This window comes from Escherichia sp. E10V10 (assembly GCF_004211985.1).
GTDB lineage: Bacteria > Pseudomonadota > Gammaproteobacteria > Enterobacterales > Enterobacteriaceae > Escherichia.
The window spans coordinates 182,830-202,664 of sequence record NZ_RHJO01000005.1; the positions used below are offsets into that span (position 1 = coordinate 182,830).

General features: G+C 52.3%; 20 protein-coding genes, 3 pseudogenes and 1 other annotated feature. Of the genes and pseudogenes, 5 read left to right on the forward strand and 18 right to left on the reverse strand.

Annotated features, from left to right (window positions below; translation table 11 throughout):
* Window positions 1-30 precede the first annotated feature (30 nt).
* The 7 genes and pseudogenes from uhpT to ivbL form a co-directional block, all read right to left on the reverse strand.
* Window positions 31-1,421, reverse strand: a pseudogene (uhpT, locus tag D9736_RS11820) (hexose-6-phosphate:phosphate antiporter).
* Window positions 1,422-1,623: 202 nt separating this feature from the next.
* Complete coding sequence (uhpC, locus tag D9736_RS11825) at window positions 1,624-2,943, reverse strand: MFS transporter family glucose-6-phosphate receptor UhpC (RefSeq protein WP_130206854.1); 1,320 nt, start codon at window positions 2,941-2,943, stop codon at window positions 1,624-1,626.
* 9 nt (window positions 2,944-2,952) lie between these two features.
* On the reverse strand, window positions 2,953-4,461 hold the full coding sequence (gene uhpB, locus D9736_RS11830; protein ID WP_130222490.1) for a signal transduction histidine-protein kinase/phosphatase UhpB: 1,509 nt from the start codon (window positions 4,459-4,461) through the stop codon (window positions 2,953-2,955).
* Window positions 4,461-5,051: a transcriptional regulator UhpA gene (gene uhpA, locus D9736_RS11835; protein ID WP_047612689.1), complete on the reverse strand. Its 591-nt coding sequence runs from the start codon at window positions 5,049-5,051 to the stop codon at window positions 4,461-4,463. Before uhpA ends, uhpB begins: the two co-directional genes overlap by 1 nt.
* Before the next feature lie 73 nt (window positions 5,052-5,124).
* Window positions 5,125-5,415, reverse strand: a complete 291-nt coding sequence (gene ilvN / locus D9736_RS11840; RefSeq protein ID WP_104920000.1) for an acetolactate synthase small subunit — start codon at window positions 5,413-5,415, stop codon at window positions 5,125-5,127.
* A 3-nt stretch (window positions 5,416-5,418) separates the two neighbouring features.
* Window positions 5,419-7,107, reverse strand: coding sequence for an acetolactate synthase large subunit (ilvB, locus tag D9736_RS11845; protein WP_130258387.1), 1,689 nt, complete (start codon window positions 7,105-7,107; stop codon window positions 5,419-5,421).
* Between the two features lie 105 nt (window positions 7,108-7,212).
* Window positions 7,213-7,311, reverse strand: coding sequence for an ilvB operon leader peptide IvbL (gene ivbL, locus D9736_RS11850; protein ID WP_130215122.1), 99 nt, complete (start codon window positions 7,309-7,311; stop codon window positions 7,213-7,215).
* A 563-nt stretch (window positions 7,312-7,874) separates the two neighbouring features.
* Between ivbL and tisB the strand changes: the two genes are divergently transcribed.
* Together tisB and emrD are read left to right on the forward strand one after the other, a co-directional pair.
* Window positions 7,875-7,964, forward strand: coding sequence for a type I toxin-antitoxin system toxin TisB (gene tisB / locus D9736_RS11855; protein WP_000060506.1), 90 nt, complete (start codon window positions 7,875-7,877; stop codon window positions 7,962-7,964).
* Between the two features lie 296 nt (window positions 7,965-8,260).
* Window positions 8,261-9,445 (forward strand): multidrug efflux MFS transporter EmrD, encoded by a 1,185-nt coding sequence (gene emrD, locus D9736_RS11860; RefSeq protein WP_130215120.1) that lies wholly within the window; start codon window positions 8,261-8,263, stop codon window positions 9,443-9,445.
* A gap of 7 nt (window positions 9,446-9,452) precedes the next feature.
* On the opposite strand, the gene D9736_RS11865 is transcribed toward emrD, so the two are convergent.
* From D9736_RS11865 to D9736_RS11875, 3 genes are read right to left on the reverse strand one after another with little or no spacing between them, the layout of a single operon-like run.
* Window positions 9,453-9,950, reverse strand: a complete 498-nt coding sequence (locus D9736_RS11865; protein ID WP_130215118.1) for a radical SAM protein — start codon at window positions 9,948-9,950, stop codon at window positions 9,453-9,455.
* Window positions 9,947-10,309: a DUF202 domain-containing protein gene (locus D9736_RS11870; protein WP_130206779.1), complete on the reverse strand. Its 363-nt coding sequence runs from the start codon at window positions 10,307-10,309 to the stop codon at window positions 9,947-9,949. The genes D9736_RS11865 and D9736_RS11870 overlap by 4 nt, the downstream gene beginning before the upstream one ends.
* A complete protein-coding gene (locus D9736_RS11875) occupies window positions 10,299-10,646 on the reverse strand; it encodes a YidH family protein (protein WP_000703955.1) in 348 nt (115 codons plus the stop codon). The genes D9736_RS11870 and D9736_RS11875 overlap by 11 nt, the downstream gene beginning before the upstream one ends.
* A 108-nt stretch (window positions 10,647-10,754) precedes the next feature.
* On the opposite strand from D9736_RS11875, the gene yidI reads away from it, so the two are divergent.
* The gene (gene yidI, locus D9736_RS11880) at window positions 10,755-11,204 is read left to right on the forward strand and encodes a protein YidI (RefSeq protein ID WP_130222499.1); all 450 of its coding nucleotides are present in this window, start codon (window positions 10,755-10,757) and stop codon (window positions 11,202-11,204) included.
* Between the two features lie 77 nt (window positions 11,205-11,281).
* Here the strand turns inward: yidI and D9736_RS11885 are convergent, their stop codons facing one another.
* The 3 genes from D9736_RS11885 to ibpA all read right to left on the reverse strand — a co-directional run bounded on the left by D9736_RS11885 (window position 11,282) and on the right by ibpA (window position 14,092).
* Window positions 11,282-12,943, reverse strand: a complete 1,662-nt coding sequence (locus D9736_RS11885) for a putative transporter (protein ID WP_130206782.1) — start codon at window positions 12,941-12,943, stop codon at window positions 11,282-11,284.
* A gap of 196 nt (window positions 12,944-13,139) precedes the next feature.
* Complete coding sequence (gene ibpB, locus D9736_RS11890; RefSeq protein WP_001243431.1) at window positions 13,140-13,568, reverse strand: small heat shock chaperone IbpB; 429 nt, start codon at window positions 13,566-13,568, stop codon at window positions 13,140-13,142.
* Between the two features lie 110 nt (window positions 13,569-13,678).
* Window positions 13,679-14,092, reverse strand: coding sequence for a small heat shock chaperone IbpA (gene ibpA / locus D9736_RS11895; RefSeq protein WP_001243437.1), 414 nt, complete (start codon window positions 14,090-14,092; stop codon window positions 13,679-13,681).
* Window positions 14,086-14,158, reverse strand: a sequence feature (ROSE (Repression Of Heat Shock gene Expression) occurs in the 5'-region of heat shock genes and acts as an RNA thermometer to modulate expression.). It overlaps the preceding gene by 7 nt.
* A 238-nt stretch (window positions 14,159-14,396) precedes the next feature.
* Here ibpA and D9736_RS11900 point away from each other — a divergent pair.
* Window positions 14,397-14,729, forward strand: a complete 333-nt coding sequence (locus D9736_RS11900) for a YceK/YidQ family lipoprotein (RefSeq protein WP_130215114.1) — start codon at window positions 14,397-14,399, stop codon at window positions 14,727-14,729.
* A 1-nt stretch (window position 14,730) separates the two neighbouring features.
* Here the strand turns inward: D9736_RS11900 and D9736_RS11905 are convergent, their stop codons facing one another.
* Entirely contained in the window at window positions 14,731-15,945 is a 1,215-nt protein-coding gene (locus D9736_RS11905) for a DUF3748 domain-containing protein (RefSeq protein ID WP_205712924.1), read from the reverse strand.
* A gap of 100 nt (window positions 15,946-16,045) precedes the next feature.
* Between D9736_RS11905 and cbrA the strand changes: the two genes are divergently transcribed.
* Window positions 16,046-17,146, forward strand: a complete 1,101-nt coding sequence (gene cbrA / locus D9736_RS11910; RefSeq protein WP_130258388.1) for a colicin M resistance lipid reductase CbrA — start codon at window positions 16,046-16,048, stop codon at window positions 17,144-17,146.
* Here the strand turns inward: cbrA and D9736_RS11915 are convergent.
* The 4 genes and pseudogenes from D9736_RS11915 to D9736_RS11930 all read right to left on the reverse strand — a co-directional run.
* Complete coding sequence (locus tag D9736_RS11915) at window positions 17,107-18,444, reverse strand: MFS transporter (RefSeq protein WP_165383157.1); 1,338 nt, start codon at window positions 18,442-18,444, stop codon at window positions 17,107-17,109. The two genes, cbrA and D9736_RS11915, sit on opposite strands and share 40 nt — an antisense overlap.
* A 74-nt stretch (window positions 18,445-18,518) precedes the next feature.
* Window positions 18,519-19,667, reverse strand: a complete 1,149-nt coding sequence (gene dgoD / locus D9736_RS11920; protein ID WP_130258389.1) for a galactonate dehydratase — start codon at window positions 19,665-19,667, stop codon at window positions 18,519-18,521.
* A pseudogene (locus D9736_RS11925) lies at window positions 19,664-19,735 on the reverse strand (2-dehydro-3-deoxy-6-phosphogalactonate aldolase); the annotation flags it as partial. The gene dgoD and the pseudogene D9736_RS11925, both read right to left, overlap by 4 nt.
* Window positions 19,729-19,830 (reverse strand): annotated as a pseudogene (locus tag D9736_RS11930) (2-oxo-3-deoxygalactonate kinase); the annotation flags it as partial. The pseudogenes D9736_RS11925 and D9736_RS11930, both read right to left, overlap by 7 nt.
* Window positions 19,831-19,835: the final 5 nt, after the last annotated feature.

Sequence of the window (19,835 nt, forward strand, 5' to 3'; positions counted from 1 at the left end):
GTCATGCCGGGCAAAAGTCACCAGTTACGTTTATGCCACTGTCAACTGCTGAATTTTTTCTCGCGGCGGATTTTTCGTTCTTCCATCACCGCGACTATCGCCATCAGGCAGATACAGCCAATAGCGGCGATATCCAGTGCGGCGAAGGTGCCAGCCCAGCCGGTGAGGCCGAACACTGGCGTACCATCGGCAATCATTCCCAGACCTAATTTGGCAAAGCTGTCACCAATCAGGTAGGCGAAAGTGCCTTTAATCCCATCGGCAGCGCCGATCGCTTTTTTCGGTACGAAGCCAACAGCCGCCACGCCAATCAACAGTTGCGGACCAAATACCAGGAAACCTAATGCAAAGAGAGAAGCCAGATAGATATATTGGTTGCTGGCGTGTTGATACACACCAAGCGTGGCGATAATCAGCGCCAGTGCAACACACGCCACCAGGCCACGGCGCCCGTTCGCCAGGTCAGAGAGCCAGCCCCACAGCAGCGTGCCAACCAGAGCACCGGCTTCAAACAGCGTAAAGCCCTGAATCGCCACCGATTTAGAAAGTTTCAGTTCCTGAAAAGCGTACACGGTTGACCACTGGTCGATACCAATGCGTACCACGTACAGGAAGATATTGGCGAAGCACAGCAGCCAGATCACTTTGTTTTTCAAAACATATTCGACAAAGATCTGCCACTTGGTCATATCGGTGGATTCCGTCTCTTTGTCCTCTTCGCTAATCTCTTCACCGAATAGTTCTTCAGCTTTGCCAAGACCATACGCTTCAGGGGAGTCGCTGCCATAACGCAGACCGATAAAACCGACAATCAACGCGATAATCGACGGGAAGATAAACATGCCGATCACGTGACCGTCGAACAGGTAATTTGCGCCGAATAGCGCCACACCCGCCGCCCCCGCGCCGCCGAGGTTGTGGGAAATGTTCCAGAAACCGAGGAAGGTCCCGCGCTTACGACGCGGCGTCCATTTGGTAATCGTGGAGTAACTGCATGAACCGCCGGTGCTCTGGAAAAAACCGCTTAAGGCGTAGAAGGCAATCATCAGGAACAGGCTAACCGAGCCGCTGCCCATGCTGGCGCTGAAGCCCAGCATACAAATAGCAGACAGGATCAGCATGAACGGCAGGAATTGTTTGGTATTTTTGCCGTCGGCGTAGTAGGAAACCAGCGTTTTACCCACGCCGTAAGTGATGGAGAAGCCCAGGCCAATCATCCCCAGCTGCGTCATGCTCAACCCGTAGGTCGAGATCATGTCGTTCTGTGCGATGTTGAAGTTCTTGCGAATCAGGTACATCGTCAGGTAGCCAATAAAGACCACCAGATAGGATTGCATGAACGGTTTGAACCACATTTTGCGCCGCACTTCGAGCGGAAGATCCAGGGTCGGCTTGCGAACCTGGTTTAAGAAAGCCAGCATGGGTTACTCCTGATTTCCCTTCATACTTCAGGCCGCAGGTGCCTTAGCTGCTCGCGTTCCTGCAACTTGAATTATTTTGGGAAAGAATTAACGAATGATGGCATTGTAAAAACCTTCAGCAAATCAGGCTTGAGATAGCGTCCAGGCAAAACCAGGAAAATTTCTTAGTTTTGCCGGATATGAGGTAGAAAAGTGAGATGCATCACGCTTCGCGTGGAGCCTGGGCGTTCAAAAAGGGCAGTAACAACAGTGCCGAGACCCCGGCGGCAATGGCGATAACCACGAAAAAACCACTCCAGTGCCAGGTATCCAGCACTTTCGCCAGCGGCCAACCGGCAAGCGACGCCCCCAGATAAGCAAACAAGCCGACAAACCCCGTCGCCGCACCTGCCGCCTCTTTGTGGGAACACTCTGCCGCTGCCATACCGATTAACATCTGCGGGCCAAAGACAAAAAAACCAATGGTGAAGAAGCAGGTTGCCTGCATCACGTAGCTGGCAAATGGCATCAACCACAGCGAGCCGACGGAAAGCAAAATCCCCGCAGCAAAAATCAAATTCATCGGCCCACGGTTGCCGTTAAACAGTTTGTCCGAGCCCCAACCTGCAACCAGCGCACCGATAAACCCGCCCAGTTCAAACATCGTTACTGCCGTATTCGCCGTGACCAGATCGACGCCCAGCGTCTCGGACATATACAGGTTGCCCCAGTCGTTGATCGCCGCACGAACCACATAGACCAGCACATAACAGAACGAAAGCAGCCAGATATACGGATTCAGCAACACATATTTGGTGAGGATCTCTTTACGCGTCAGCCCCGCCCCTTCTTGTTGTTGGGCGATTTCCAGCGCATCGTGCCGCCATTCTCCGACCGCCGGTAAACCTAACGCCTGCGGGCGATCGCGCAGCCGCCAACAAAGAAAAATCCCCACGACTATCGCCATACAACCGGCAATCATCATCCCGGCACGCCAGCCGTAATGCAGCGCGCTCGCTGCCATCACAATGGGAATGAGCGCACCGCCGACGTTATGCGCCGTATTCCATAGCGCCCACCAACCGCCGCGCTCGGTACGAGAATACCAGGCAGTCAACAGACGCGCACAAACCGGCGAACCCCAGCCCTGGAAAAAGGCGTTCAGCACCCACAGCACGGCAAACGCCCACAACGAGGTGGAGAAGCCAAACAGAATGTTGATGATGCCAGTGGCGATAAGCCCAATCCCCATAAAATAACGGGCATTAGAGCGGTCACTGACAATGCCGGAGACAAATTTCGATACGCCGTAGGTAATGTAAAACAGCGTTGCTAACAGGCCGATGTCGCTACGACTGAGCACGCCGTTGGCAAGGATTTCTGGTACGGCGGCGTTAAAACTTTTACGCGTGAAGTAAAACAGCGCATAGCCCAGCCAGATGGTCAGCAAAATATGCCGACGCCAGTAGCGGTAGCGAGCATCAATTTCACTTTTATCGCTGATCAGCGGTGCGTCGGCAGGCGCTTTCAGAAACGGCAACATCATCAAGCCTTAAACATAACGTTGAGGTAGAGAGACACTGACACGCGTGCCGTGCAGGCAGGAGATGGTCAAGGTGCCGCCCAGCGCGGTGACGCGCTCGCGCATTCCGGTGAGGCCAAAACCTTGCTGCCCGGAGCCTGGCGGCAGACCACTACCATCGTCTTCAATCACCAGCATTAAACGCTCATCCTGCTGCCAGCCTTGCAGGATAACCGCACTGGCATCTGCATGTTTCACAATGTTGTTCAGCCCCTCCTGACAGATACGAAATAGGGTTACGCGCTGGTTTTCACTTAGCGCTGATTCATCTATCCGCCATTCGAGATGACTGACAATGCCGCGCCCTTCCAGCTCCATTTCCCGCATCAATGAACGGATGGCCTGCTCCAGGGTCAGATCATCCAACTGGCGCGGACGTAACCGCCCTAACAAGCGGCGCACCGCGTCGTAAACGCCCAGCGACAACTGTTCAATTAACTGCCCGCTCTGTTTCACACTGGCGTTATCCGCCGCCAGCCGCTGGACAATGCCAGCCTGAGTACGAATGGCGGTGATGGTCTGGCCGATATCATCGTGCAGTTCACGCGCTACGTCGCGACGCACACTCTCTTCGGTTTCAAGCAACCGCTCGGCAAGATGTTGATTACGCGCCAGTTCCTTTTGCAGCGACTGGTTAAGTTCACGCAACCGCTGGATGCCTGCGCCCAGTAACAGGCCAGTGAGGCTTTGCACCAGCAGTGAAAGCAATAAATCGACCGGATGATCGCGCCAGGTTTGACTGGCGATCAGCGCGATGGCGTTCATCAGCGTCGCAATCAGCGCCCCTTGCCAGCCATAGTGCCAGGCCAGGGCGATAATCGGCAGCGCCAGACAAAACGGGGTAAAGCGCGAAAGTTCGTTCGGCAGCCCCAGTTGCAACCACAGGCTGATAACAAACAACAGCAAATACCAGACCAGATGCCGCCCACGCCAGTTGATCGGCTGGGAAACCAGCGATGGCCCCAGCGGCAGCCAGGTGTTATTCGCCAGATAGTGCCAGAACACCAGGCAAATGGGGGCCAGCGTCAGGCCGCCGGTTAAGGTCATCAGTAGGGCGTTCCAGGGCTCGTTTCCGTACCCATGCCAAAGCCAGGGGGATGACTGTAATAACGCCGCCGCCGTCAGTGCCGCGCCCTGTAACAGCAACGTGCGCCAGTCGCGCTGGTGGCGATAACGAGAAATCAACGCCACAGGAAGTAACGTCAGCAAACTACCGATCATCAATAACGGTTCATGCGTTAACCCAACCGCCTGCGTCAGCCAGTAAATCAGCAGCCATTCTGCGCCCATCAGCACCAGCCAGTATCTGCGCGGGCATTGCAACATCAGCCCCAGTCGCAGACCGAACGGAAACAGCAATACCGCCAGATCCGGTCGTTCAACCAGGTGCAGGCTGATACTCCACAGGCAAAACCATGCGGCAGAGAAGATAAAAAAGCAGGAAACTACAGTATTTAAGCGGGAGAAAAATGTCTTCATCACCAGCCATCAAACATGCGGCGCGCCAGTTCAACGTCGTTGCTGACGCCCAGTTTTTCCATCAGATTGGCACGATGTACATGCACAGTTTTTGGCGACAACCCCAGTTCGGCAGCAATCTCTTTCACCGCCATCCCTTGCGCCAGTTTTTCTGCCACCTGGCGTTCGCGTTTGGTTAGCGGGTCCTGACGGCCCGATGCCAGTTTAATAGCGATATCCGGCGTCAGATAACAGCCGCCAGTTGCAACCGTATGCACGGCAGCGATCAGCTCGTCCGGGCTACAGCGTTTAGAGAGAAAGCCGCGCGCCCCCGCGTTAAGCGCCTGTTCAACCAGCGCCGGACTATCGTGAACGGAGAGCATAATTGTCGCCATACCTTTCGGTAGCTGGCTTAACAGCTCCAGCCCGGAAATATCCGGCATTGAGATATCGCAAATACACACCTGAACACCGCGCCCAGGTAAGCCAGTCAGCGCCTCACGCCCGGAACCAAACTCGGCAACTACCTGCAAATCAGGTTCCAGCCCCAGCAGCTGCGCAAAGCCGGAGCGGACGATAAGGTGATCGTCTATAAGGGCAACGGTTATCATGGTCTTGTCCTGGCGGGTAAAAAAAACGCGCTTACCTTAACGATAAGCGCGCCACTGTTCAAGCCTTGAGCGGTTACTGAAAAAATACGGCTATCTTGTTAAACATTGTCGGGTCGGACTGATTACGCTGCACTTTCACCACATCCTCCAGTTTGTCGATTTGGCTTATCATTTGTTCCAGTCGCTGATCGTCATTGACCAGTAACCAGATGTGGCTTTTATCACTGTTCTGAATCGGCAGACAAAGAATGCCTTCGACGTTAAAAGCACGACGGGCAAAAAGCCCACACACGTGGGTCATTACACCGGGATGGTTGCGAACGGTGAGTTCCAGAATCACGTTGTCATGAGTTGTGTTTTGCATGGCTTATTCCCCCACCATTTCAGTATTTGCCGCGCCTGGCGGCACCATTGGGTACACTTTTTCTTCGGCATCAATGCGCACATGGATCAGCGCCGGACCAGGGCGATTGATAATTTCCTGTAATGCCGCCTGCGGATCGGTTTCATTATTCAAATCGCAGGTTTCGAGGCCGAACCCGGCCGCAATTTGCATAAAGTTGATTTTTCCCGGATAGGTGGCCGCAAAAACTCCCTGCTTGTAGAACAGACTCTGTTGCTGATGCACCAGTCCCAGTGCTTCGTTATTCATCAGGATGATTTTGACATCCAGCTGGTTTTCACTGGCGGTCGCCATCTCCTGAATATTCATCATCAGGCTGCCGTCGCCGGAGAAACACAACACTTTGCGATCCGGGTTAGCCAGCGCCGCACCTATCGCTGCGGGTAAACCGAAGCCCATCGTTCCCAGCCCACCAGAAGTCAGCCACTGACGTGGTCGATTGAGCGGATAGGCCTGCGCTGTCCACATCTGATGCTGACCCACGTCGGTGGTGATAATCGCATTGTCATCGACACAGGCGGCAACGGCATTAATCAGCCCGTAATGTGTTAATGGATCGCACGCTTTCGGAATAGGACACGGGAATTCATGTTGTAAATCAGCCACCAGTTGGTGCCACTCTGTACGCGGCCGGGCTTCCACCTGCGGGATCAGCTGCGCCAGCACATCATCAACATCCGCCTGAATCGCCACGTGCGGTTGCTTAACTTTACCCAGCTCCGCGCGGTCGATATCCACATGAATAATTTTGGCATTCGGGCAGAACTCTTCAGTTTTGCCAATTGCCCGGTCATCAAAACGCGCACCGAGAACAATCAGCAGGTCCGCCTCCTGCAAGATATAGTTGGTGCTGCGCACGCCGTGCATCCCCAGCATGCCCAGCGACAGCGGATGTGCTTTTGGCAACATGCCCAGCGCCATTAAGGTCATGGTGGTGGGCAGCTGCGCTTTCTCAGCCAGTTCACGCACCCGCGCGGGTGCGTTAATGACACCGCCCCCCAGATAAAGCACCGGGCGTTTGGCGGCGTTAATCATTGCCGCAGCGTCACGAATACTTTCTTCGCTAAAGGCGGGCGCGGCGGTTTTTTCTGCCGCCGCGGGCTGTTCTTCAATTTCAAAAACCGCCGTTTGCACATCCTTAGGAATGTCTATCCACACCGGGCCAGGGCGGCCTGATTGCGCAATGCGGAAGGCATCGCTCATGACCTGCGGGAGTTCTTCGATATGTCTGACCAGATAGTTGTGTTTGGTGATGGGGATAGAGATGCCGTAGGTGTCCACTTCCTGGAAGGCGTCGGTGCCGATCATCGAGGCGGGAACCTGGCCGGTGATGCAAATCAGCGGAATGGAGTCCAGCCGCGCATCGGCAATGGCGGTCACCAGGTTAGTCGCACCTGGCCCGCTACAGGCCATACAGACCGCCGGTTTGCCGTCGGTACGCGCCATTCCCTGGGCGATAAAGCCCGCGCCCTGTTCATGACGGGCCAGAATATGGCGGATTTGCGTGCTTTGGCTTAAGGCGTCGTAAACAGGGAGAATCGAACCGCCCGGAATCCCCGTCACAATCTTAATGCCCTGCTGTTCCAGAAAATGAACGATAAATTCTGCGCCAGTAAAACGCTTACGTGTCGATGTTGTGCCCGAACTTGCCATGCTCCAGTCCTTTTCTTCTGGGCCGACTTTCCGGGAGGTGTTTAAACGAAAAACCCCGCCCGGTTTGCGCCGGCGGGGTTTTGGAATCGTGTGTTGTTCCAGTCCCTACGGCGCATTGCCGACGACCACCACCACACGCACGACGACCACTGCGGCGGATGGCGCAGTTGGTAGTAGTTTCGCGTTGAGCATGGAAGTAATCATTGGGGACCTTGTTGGTTTTGTGTTTAACAATATTTATACAAGCACAGCTTTACAGGGGAGACAATGGAAAATTTTTCATCAAGGAATAATTGGGGAGTCGATCACGTTTTGTACTGAAACGCAGGTAACAAAAAACCCCGCCGGAGCGAGGTTTTGTCAGCCGCCCGCGGTTGGTAACCGCAAAGCACACTGTGTTATGTCAACACTGAAAGTATACGTGTTCCGCGCAGAACGCGCAATTTCGGCACGAATTTTGACTTATTTAGCGCATAATTGAGTATCGATCACAGTTTTGATTTTGTCTAATTTTTACTGTTTATTTATACAGTATAATTCTATAATATCACTGTACGCAATGTGTTATGCGGGGCCGCATCGTTACCCGGCGCACTAAGTCCTGGCTGAAACGGGTGGTGCCGTCAGCGCCTTAACCCCGCGTGAGCACACTGTGTTATGTCAACAAGCACAACGTTTCTTCTGAAGAAGCTGCGTGCGCAACAGCTGGCAACAGGCAGCGGAAAGGTACGTCAGCTGGCAGTGCTCCTGAACCACAGGAGACGCGTATGAGCCTGGTGGATATTGCCATTCTTATCCTCAAACTCATTGTTGCTGCACTGCAACTGCTTGATGCTGTTCTGAAATACCTGAAGTGATTCAGATTCAAGCCGCACTAAAGGGGAGCGGGAAACCGCTCCCCTTTCATATTCTGCTGGCAGATTGGTGTCGTATGCGATGCTGACGCATCTTATCCGGCCCACAGTATTTATTTAAGCCAAAGTCCTTCCGGCAACATTTATTGCCGCTGTTGTTTATATTTTCTGCCGTTTTGTTATTCATCATTCCGTATATATATCTGGCTAACATTTATCAATGTGATAGATTCCTCTCCTGCATTTATTCGAATGCGTAGTAACTTATTCTAAATATATTTTTAAAAGCGTCCGTGATAATGAAAAGGCATAGAAACGTCAATTTATTATTGATGTTGGTATTACTCGTGGCCGTCGGTCAGATGGCACAAACTATTTATATTCCTGCTATTGCCGATATGGCACAAGATCTCAACGTCCGTGAAGGGGCGGTGCAGAGCGTAATGGGCGCTTATCTGCTGACCTACGGTATCTCACAACTATTTTATGGCCCAATTTCCGACAGAGTGGGACGCCGCCCGGTAATCCTCGTCGGAATGTCCATTTTTATGTTGGCGACACTGGTGGCAGTCACCACTTCCAGCCTGACGGTGTTAATTGCCGCCAGTGCGATTCAGGGGATGGGGACCGGGGTCGGCGGCGTAATGGCGCGTACATTGCCGCGTGATTTATATGAACGGACACAGCTTCGTCACGCTAATAGCATGTTAAATATGGGGATTCTCGTAAGTCCGTTGCTCGCACCACTCATTGGCGGCCTGCTGAATACCCTGTGGAGCTGGCGGGCCTGTTATCTGTTTTTACTGGTGCTTTGTGCCAGTGTGACGTTCAGCATGGCGCGCTGGATGCCGGAAACACGCCCTGTCGATGCGCCGCGTACGCGCCTGCTCACCAGTTATAAAACACTCTTTGGCAATGGCAGCTTTAACTGCTATTTGCTGATGTTAATTGGTGGTCTGGCAGGGATTGCCGCTTTCGAAGCCTGTTCCGGTGTGTTGATGGGGGCAGTGTTAGGGTTGAGCAGCATGACAGTCAGTATTTTGTTTATTCTGCCAATTCCAGCGGCATTCTTCGGCGCATGGTTTGCTGGTCGACCGAATAAACGCTTCTCTACGTTAATGTGGCAGTCGGTTATCTGCTGCCTGTTGGCAGGAATGATGATGTGGATCCCCGGCTGGTTTAGCGTGATGAATGTCTGGACGTTGCTCGTTCCCGCCGCGCTGTTCTTTTTCGGTGCCGGGATGCTGTTTCCGCTCGCAACCAGTGGCGCAATGGAGCCATTCCCCTTCCTGGCTGGCACGGCTGGTGCGCTGGTCGGCGGCCTGCAAAACATTGGTTCCGGCGTGCTGGCGTCGCTCTCCGCGATGCTGCCGCAAACCGGTCAGAGCAGCCTGGGGTTGTTGATGACCTTAATGGGATTGTTGATCGTGCTGTGCTGGCTACCGCTGGCGACGCGGATGTCGCATCAGGGGCAGCCTGTTTAAGCTCACGTCACCGCAGCATCGTCATCAACTCCATGGGAGAACGATGCTGCTTTATCAGGTCACGCATCACCCGCATGTGCGGCGCAGAGTGGGAATAAAAAGCTTGATAGCCAACACAAAGCACGTTGCCAGGAGAATCCTCCTGGGAATGCCGGCACAAGCGATGCCAGTCGCACTCCTGACACTCCCGCCGAAGTTGTACGTTTTCGCTCCCGCACCATTTTTGCAGCGTGGCGTCAAAAAGTTCGACTGATATACGACCAATATCTGCACGCACCCAATGCTCGAACAGTGCGATTAAAAATTGTCCCCACAGTTCAGCCGTCACCGAAGAAGCTGTCAGCTCGCCCCGGTCATCAAATTCTATATGGGGAATAATTTGCACGGAGCGAAGACCCCGCTGTTTGAAATTCTGATAAAAATCGGCAGGTTGTAGCGCATCTTTATACTCTACAACCAATTTATGCCTGTCCTCTTCAGCATTTACAACCTGACTTCCTGTCATGCGACTCTCTCAATCAATACGATTAGTTGATGTATATGCGTTACAGCAAACAGTATTGCAAGAGATAACACCGCGAGGGAGATCATAAATTTGTCACGGATTACGTTAAATTGAGAAAAATCACTATTAGTCACATCCATTAAATTACGATTACGGGTATAGCGCCAAAGTATTAATGCCACAATGGCGAGGATGCCAATAGAAATCCAGAACAACGCGCCGGCCTGATGCCAGTTGTGTTTAATTGCCAGCGCCATCAGCGCGCCATAGCCCAGCATGGTGCGAAACCACGCCAACGATGTCCGTTCTGGCTGAAGTCCGGGATCAGCAATGCGTCTGGCTTTGCGACTATCCGGCATACAGCACCAGCCCCATGACTATTACCGCTACGATCATCAATATTAAACTGATGATTAATAAGCTGTTGGTATAGGGTAAGTCCTCTTTCAGACGCATCGCTTTTTCATTGCGTAACCAGCGCAGATAGCCATACATCGCTAACCCGCCGGAAAACAGGCATAACAATAACGCCAGCAGCTCACGAATGACGGGCGTGGCGAAGTCTGGCGCAAGTTGATCCAGCCCGACGCCCGCCGCCAGAAATCCCAACGCGGTACGGATCCATGCCAGAAATGTACGTTCATTAGCCAACGAAAAGCGGTAATCAGGCGCTTCTCCGAGGCGGGATATTTTCATTGTTGCTCCTTTGCACTTTCACTAACGCTCTGCATTTAGCGGTTATTTTTAAGAATTTCGTCCGCCCGTTTCCTGATATGCTTTTGCCATCCATTACAAGGAGGTCTGATGGGTATCATAGCGCAAAATAAAAGCAGTTCACTGGGCATGCTGTTCGGTGCCATCGCTTTATTGATGGGTATTATCCACTTTTCATTCGGCCCTTTTGCCGCGCCACCACCAACGCTGGAAAGCATCGTGGCGGACAAAACGGCTGAAATTAAAAGAGGTCTCCTCGCCGGAATAAAAGGTGAAAAAATTACTACGGTGGAGAAAAAAGAGACGGTTGATGTCGATAAAATCCTCGATCAAAGCGGTATCGCACTGGCCATTGCTGCGCTACTTTGCGCATTTATTGGCGGTATGCGTAAGGAAAATCGCTGGGGCATTCGAGGCGCATTGGTATTTGGCGGCGGGACGCTGGCTTTCCATACCTTGCTTTTTGGTATCGGCATCGTGTGCAGCATTTTGCTGATATTCCTTATCTTTTCCTTCCTGACCGGCGGTTCACTGGTTTAAGCAACGCGGTAATGTTCAGAAATGCATTGTGAATACCAGGTGGAGTACCATTGACGGTAACTCCACCCAAAAAGGAGTTAGCCGATGCTCCAGAAAAGCACCGCCAGTAACTGCGGTGTGATAATGCGCAGGAACATGACTAATGGATACACCGTGGCGTAAGAGAGCGCTGCCGCGCCACTGGTAGGATGAAGATTATTGGCAAACGCCAGCGCCGGAGGATCGGTCATTGAACCCGCGAGCATCCCGCACATCGTGAGATAATTCATTTTGACTAACATCCGCGCCAGAATGCCAGCCGTGATCAGCGGAATTGCAGTAATCAATGCGCCATAGCCTATCCAGCTTAACCCTTCGCCATCCACCAGTGTATGGATAAAATCGCCGCCGGATTTCAGGCCAACTACCGAGAGAAACAGTACGATACCCAGTTCGCGCAGCGCCAGGTTGGCACTTGGCGGCATAAACCAGTAAAGCTTACCAATGCTACCGATACGCCCGAGGATCAGCGCCATAATCAGCGGACCACCCGCCAGCCCCAACTTCAACGCAGCCGGGAATCCAGGCACAAACACCGGAATGGAGCCCAACAATACGCCAAGCCCAATACCAATAAACACCGGTAACATTTGTACCTGCTGCAATTTTTGCTGCGCATTACCTAATACATTAGCAACGGCATCAATCGCGGACGGGCGTCCAACCAGGTTGAGAATATCGCCAAATTGCAGGCTAATATCGCTACTTGCAACTAATTCAACGCCAGCACGGTTCAGGCGCGAAATAACGACGTCATAGCGCTCCTTAAAGTGCAGGTCGCGAATACGTTTACCAAGCACATTCTCATTGGTGACCACCACGCGTTCGACGCGCAGATCGGTGCCTTTCGTCGACAGCGAGGTATCCACTTCCTGACCAATCACCAATTGCGCATTATGTAAATCCGCAGGCTGCCCCACCAGATGAAGCAAATCGCCCAACTGAATAATGGTTTCCGGAGAAGGTACTTTGAGGGTTTCCTCTCGTTTCAATCGCGAGCAGATAACTTTATCGCCATTGAGAATCGGTACATCTTTAATCGCTAAATTATGTAAGTTAGGGTTATCAACACGGATGTTAATGGTCCTGATCAGCACGCTACCGTTAGTCCGCGTGGACTCGTGTTGCAACGCCTCCGTCTCAACATTGACGCGGAAAATAACCCGCAGCATCCACATAGTGAACAAAATGCCGCAAATCCCAAATGGATACGCCATCGCATAGCTCATCCCCATTTGATCGACCATCTCCATCGGTGTCCCCAGGTCACGCAAGATCTGCTGCCCTGCCCCCAGCGCAGGCGTATTGGTGACCGCGCCGGAGAAAATCCCCAGTACCACGGGAAGTGGAATATCGAAAAGTTTATGCAGGATGGCGGTGACCAGACCACCGAGGATGACAACCAAAACAGCAAACAAATTGAGGCGTAATCCGGAGACACGCAACGAGGCAAAGAAGCCCGGCCCCACCTGAATACCGATAGTATAAACGAACAGGATCAGACCAAATTCCTGGATAACATGCAGCATGTCGCTACTTAATGTCATCCCCGCCTGTGAAACAAAATGGCCGACGATGATCCCACCGAACAGCACGCCGCCAATGCCCAATCCAACACCACGAAACTTGACGTTGCCGATAAACAACCCGACGACCGCCACCAAAGCCAGAATACTGACCGTTAATGCTATATCACTCATCGTCCATTTCTCTTGAAATAACATTTTAATTGCTACGGATTATGGCTGAATCGGTGAAGCAGATTTGCCTTATGGCGCACATTATCACGGTAAAGAAAGTGCCGGAACATCTTAAATTGGCGAAAATTAAAACATTGTTGAAGATTGCAGGCAAAAAAAAGCCCCACCAAACTGGCGGGGCAAAGAGAATAGCTAATTAGCTATTTAACGCGGGACGTTCGCTGATAGCGATACGCTGCGCTGCGATGGGTTCAGGCTCATTACGAATTAAATCAATATGCAGTAAACCATTAACGAAGGTTGCGCCAGAGACTTCCATATTTTCAGCCAGTGTAAAGCTCAGGCTAAACGGCTGATTCATAAGCCCTTGATGCAGCCATTTCTTCTCTTCTTTTGGCTGCTCCGGCGTGCCTTTTACGCTCAGGCGCGTTCCTTCCAGTTGAATCTCTAAATCTTCCTGACGAAAACCTGCCAGCGCAAGGGTAATGCGGTAGTGGTTATCGTCGCTTTTCTCAATGTTGTACGGCGGGAAGCTCTGGCTTTCACCGGCGTTTTGCAGTGCGTTGGCCAGTTTGTCAAAACCGATCCATTGACGCATCAGTGGGGATAAATCGAAGTTACGCATAGTCATTTCTCCTTCTAAGAAGCGAGTAAGTACCTGCAAATCCGAAGATTCGCATATGCTCCCTGACGGCGAGCATCACATGTCAGGCCGCGCACTGCGGCCTTAGGGAATTAGTTGATTTCGATACGGCGCGGTTTTTTCGCTTCCGGAATCACGCGTTCGAGATCGATATACAGCAAACCATTTACCAGGTTAGCGCCACGAACATGGATGTTCTCAGCTAACTGGAATTTACGTTCAAAGTTGCGTTCAGCGATGCCCTGGTACAGATAGGTGCGCTCTTTTTGTTCGTCGGCGTGAGCACCTTTCACCACCAGCAGATTGTCCTGGGCGGTAATTTCCAGTTCACTTTCGGCAAAGCCAGCCACCGCGATAGCAATGCGGTAATGGTTTTCGTCTACCAGTTCAACATTGTACGGAGGGTAGCCGCCATTACTCTGGCTCTGGTTGTTTTCTAAGTGGTTAAACAAACGATCAAATCCAATAGCAGAACGGTAAAGCGGGGATAAATCAAAGTTACGCATAATAAATAGCTCCTGAAATCAGCGAGAATGTAAGACCTTCCACAATGGACAGGTCAGGTAGCCAGAACACCCATCAGGCGCGTCCTCATCGGCTACGATGTAAAAATGGGTCTGGATATGCACTTTTCAAGTCTTTTCGACGGACTTTTTTTTGCAGTTTGTGGTCTATTGCATAGACTGGGGGGCAGCACGAAACGTTAAAGTGCGATAGCCGCCACAGTGCGACGTAATGATGATGTTATTTTCAGCAAGGGATCGCTATAACACATCATGCCAACACCCACGATCAATAGATGAATTTATTATGATAAGAAATGTGTTGTTAGCGTTCATGATATGCAGCGGAATGGCATTACTCGGAGGATGCTCCAGCGTAATGTCCCATACCGGGGGGAAGGAGGGAACGTATCCCGGCACCCGCGCCAGTGCCACCATGATTGGTGATGACACAACAAACTGGGGAACCAAATCGCTGGCAATTCTCGATATGCCATTTACCGCAGTCATGGATACGCTACTTCTGCCATGGGATGCGTTCCGCAAAGACAGTTCAGTGCGCTCGCGCGTGGAAAAAAGCGAAGCCGACGCGCAAGCCATCAATGCCGTCATTCCACCAGCCAGAATGCCCGTGAACTGATTTAGCGGCCAGTTTTGGTTATCCACAACTGGCCGGCTTCCATCCACGCCAGCCATTGACCATCCGGCGAGAAGACCACCGCGTCCGCTGAAGGTGAGTTGGCGTGATTTTCGGTTAAATACTCAACTTCGCCGCTTTGCGCGTGTACGCAGGCAATACGGTTATCCAGCACAACGCCCAGCCATTCTCCCGATGGATGCCAGTTGAATGCTGACTGAATATCCGTTTTGTTATGGGTTAACTGGCGCGGTTCGCCGCCCTGTGGCGAGATAAGCCACAGTTGCACAATACCGTGATCATCACGCATTAAAAACGCGATTTGCGTTCCTTGCGGGTTACACCGCACCCAGTGGCGCGGGACGTTGACTAACCCCGGATAAGCCCGATGGTGGGTAAAGGTTAAACGTCGCTGCACGACGCCACGCGGTGGCGCGGGCAGAGTTGATTCCGTTCCGCTTAACGGCGCGTCGCCCGGCAATTTCCAGCCGTTTTCATCTTGCGGCAATTCAACAATATACAGCTCCGGCACTTTCTCGCCCTTTTGCGAAAGCGTATCGCCAATAAACGCCAGAGCGTGGTTTCCTACCCATCCTTCTTCATAAGCACGATTGATTTCATCGCTGCCAGGCTGCGGCGTGGGCGTTGTTTTACTCACCAGCACGCACCAGTGGCTACCGCTGTATTCACGCGGATGCTGTTTTTGCACATTGACCGGACCAAACGGCGCTGCCACCCCGACGTTTCGCAAATCCAGCGCTGGATCGCGTTCATGCAGCACGTGGTCGTTATAGGTAAAACTCACCATTTCACCGTTTGGGCTAAAGACATGTACATGACTGCCGCCGCGTAACGCCCCTGGGGTGTACGGAGCAGTAATATCCATTGCATCGAGATTGCTCACCTTGCCGTCTTCAACAACCACGCCGCGACGGTGATGGAAATCGTAATGCCATGTTTCATCAGGATTTTCAGGGCCGTGGATGAAGACATACTTCTCTGACTTTGGATGAACGGTCACCACGCCGACGTGCGCGCCCTGTGACGCGCGGTAGATAACCTCGACCTCGCCGGTATGGATATTCACACGCTCAATGGTCTCACCGGTAAACGACGCGCCAGAAGGACGCACGTCAAACACCAGCCACTGGCTGTCGGGCGTCCAGGTATTGGTATTGGTGAGCAGGTGATTACGGGGAGCAAAGGTTATCTGTTTCATGGCGCGGTCCTGATACAAAACGGTTCCCGCCATCATACTTCACAAGGACTTCACTTTCAGACATTAGTCTTTTGCCATCGTGATGAATGTGAGTGAAAAGATGGAACATTTTGACGTGGCGATTATTGGCCTCGGCCCGGCAGGGTCGGCGTTGGCGCGAAAGTTAGCAGGCAAAATGCAGGTGATCGCGCTGGATAAAAAGCACCAGTGCGGTACTGAAGGTTTCAGCAAGCCTTGTGGCGGTCTGCTGGCACCGGACGCGCAGCGTTCTTTTATTCGCGATGGACTGACGCTTCCTGTCGATGTGATCGCCAACCCGCAGATTTTCAGCGTCAAAACCGTCGACGTCGCCGCATCGCTCACGCGTAACTACCAGCGAAGCTATATCAATATTAATCGCCATGCTTTCGACTTGTGGATGAAATCGCTGATCCCCGCCAGCGTTGAGGTTTACCACGATAGCCTGTGCCGAAAAATCTGGCGTGAGGATGATAAATGGCATGTCATTTTTCGCGCAGACGGCTGGGAGCAGCATATTACCGCCCGCTATCTGGTCGGTGCCGATGGTGCCAACTCGATGGTGCGGCGACATCTCTACCCGGACCATCAAATTCGTAAATATGTCGCTATCCAGCAGTGGTTCGCAGAGAAACATCCGGTGCCGTTCTACTCCTGCATCTTTGATAATGCGATAACTGACTGTTATTCATGGAGTATTAGCAAAGACGGTTATTTTATCTTTGGCGGTGCTTATCCAATGAAAGATGGTCAGACGCGTTTCACGACGCTGAAAGAGAAAATGAGCGCCTTTCAGTTCCAGTTTGGTAAGGCGGTGAAAAGCGAAAAATGCACGGTGCTGTTTCCCTCACGCTGGCAGGATTTTGTCTGCGGTAAGGACAACGCCTTTCTGATTGGCGAAGCGGCGGGATTTATCAGCGCCAGCTCGCTGGAGGGGATTAGCTATGCGCTGGATAGTGCAGACATTCTGCGTTCGGTGTTACTGAAGCAGCCGGAGAAGAGCAACGCCGCCTACTGGCGCGCCACCCGCAAACTGCGTTTAAAACTCTTCGGCAAGATAGTAAAAAGCCGATGCCTGACCGCACCGGCTTCAAGAAAGTGGATTATGCGCAGTGGTGTGGCGCATATTCCACAGTTGAAAGATTATCCAACGCGCTTCACATCGCCCACGAGCAGGATGTAAGAGAGTGCGCCAATCAACGCGACGGCGGAAATATAAACCAGTGCAGGTGCGAAACCGTAACCCTGCGCCAGGTACCCCACCACCAGCGGAACGGTGATGCCGCCCAGACCACCGGCAAAGTTAAACACGCCGCCGGTTAAACCAATCAGGCGCATCGGTGCCAGAGAAGAAACCAGCGACCAGGTAATCGAAGCAAAACCGTTGCCAAAGAATGCCAGCGCCATCAGGCACATAATCATCATCGGATCGTTGGTGTAGTTAGCGCCCATAATGCAGGTGGAGATCAGCAAGCCGCAGATAATCGGCGTTTTACGCGCAAAGCCCAGTGAAAAGCCCTTACGTACCAGCAGATCCGCGACCCAGCCAGAGAGCAGGACGCCGACAAATGCCGCAAGGAATGGCACCGTGGTCATAAAGCCTGCTTTCAGCGCGGTGATTCCTTTTTCCTGGGTTAAATAGTTCGGGAACCAGGTTAAGAAAAACCACAGTGTAGAAGCCACCGCAAATTGCCCAAGATAGACGCCGATCAGTTTACGGTGGAACACCAGTTTCCAGTCTTTGGCTGTTAACGGCTGACGCGCCTCTTTTTTCACCGGCGCATCGCCATCCACCAGACCGCCGCCATCACGAATGTAATCCAGTTCAGCTTTGCTGATGCCTTTGGTCAGGCGCGGCGGCTGATAAACCTTAAACCAAATCAGCGACCAGATAATGCCGATACCACCGGTGACAATGAACACCCAGTGCCAGCTCAACATTTCCTGAATCCAGATCAGCAGCGGAGTCAAAAACGCCAGACCGACAAACTGACCAGACGTATAAAAACCAACGGCGGAAGCGCGTTCATGTTCCGGGAACCAGCTGGTCACCATCCGGTTATTGGTCGGGAAAGCGGGCGCTTCGAAAATACCGGTTATTGCGCGCAGACCAATTAATGACATTAATCCCGTGGCAAAGCCCTGGAATAAAGTCGCCACTGACCAGCCAAATATCGCAATAAAATAAGTCACGCGAGAACCTACGCGATCTAAAAACCAACCGCCGGGGATCTGACATAGCGTATAAAGCCAGGCGAAGGCCGAAAATACATAGCCCATTTGCGCTTTGGTAATACCGAACTCTTCCTGAATATGGGCGGAAGCCACGGCCAGGTTAGCGCGGTCAACATAACAAATGACCACCGTAATAAAGATCATCACCAGCGTCAGATAACGCCGACGCCCCGGCTTTGCTGCATTAACGGGAATATCCATAGCGAGCTGTCTCCAGATTTTGGGCATAGCGAAGCCGCTCACCATGCCCTGTAATGTACAGAGGGTTATATTTTTGTATTGCTGTTTTAGTGCCCGATGAGGGGCTTACGTGGCAGGAATTACCACTCTGCTACGCTGTTATCTTCATGACGCCAGAGCGGATTACGCCAGTCCGGGGCATTTTTACTGAACTCAATAACTTTAGCTTCGTCGATTTCCACGCCTAAGCCCGGTTTCGTTAGCGGTTTAAAGAAGCCGCCAACCATGCTGAAGTCTTCTTTGTTTTTCACAAAGTCGAGTAACTCCGCGCCTTTGTTGTAATGAATGCCCATACTTTGTTCCTGAAGTACCGCGTTATAGGAAACAAAGTCGATATGCAGGCAAGCCGCCAGTGCAATCGGTCCAAGCGGACAGTGCGGCGCAAGGGTCACATCATAGGCTTCTGCCATTGCGGCAATTTTGTAGCATTCGGTAATACCGCCTGCGTGGGAGAGATCCGGTTGCAGAATCGAAATACCGCCCGCCTCCAGCACGCGTTTAAAATCGAAGCGTGAGAACATGCGCTCACCCGCCGCCAGTGGAATATGCGTTTGTGCCGCCAGTTTCGGATAGTATTCGGCTTGTTCCGCCAGCACCGGCTCTTCAATAAACAGCGGGCGATACGGTTCCAGTTCTTTAATCAGTACTTTCGCCATCGGCGCGCTGACGCGACCGTGGAAATCAAGACCAAACTCAATCTGATTGCCAAAAGCTTCACGAATTTGTGCCACGGTGTTGACTGCCGCATCTACCGCGCGGGAGTTATCAATTAGCCCCAGTTCTTCACAACCGTTCAGTTTGAAGGTATCGAAGCCAATTTCACGCAGGGTTTTAATGCCGTCGATAACATCCGTCGGACGATCGCCGCCGACCCAACTGTAGGCTTTGATTTTGTCGCGAACCAGGCCGCCCATCAGTTGCCAGACTGGCGCATTCAGCACTTTGCCTTTGATATCCCATAACGCCTGGTCGATCCCGGCGATGGCGCTCATCAGGATTGGACCGCCACGATAAAATCCGGCGCGATACATCACTTGCCATAAGTCGTTGATGCGCGATGGATCCTGACCAATCAAATAGTCGCTCAGCTCGTGAACTGCCGCTTCCACCGTACGGGCGCGGCCTTCGATCACGGGCTCGCCCCAACCGACCACGCCTTCATCGGTTTCAATTTTCAGGAACATCCAACGGGGAGGTAAACGATACGTGGTAATTTTGGTGATTTTCATTGCACTGCCTCTCGATACGCCTTAACAAATGCTGCTGCCTGCTACGTGGTACGTTCTACGGATTGCCCGGTGCCTGCGCGCCGTGCAATTGGGTTTCTTCACCACGCATATCATTGTGGTTATCGTCATGAGAGAGGCACACGCTGGGGATTATAGAGATATTCCCCA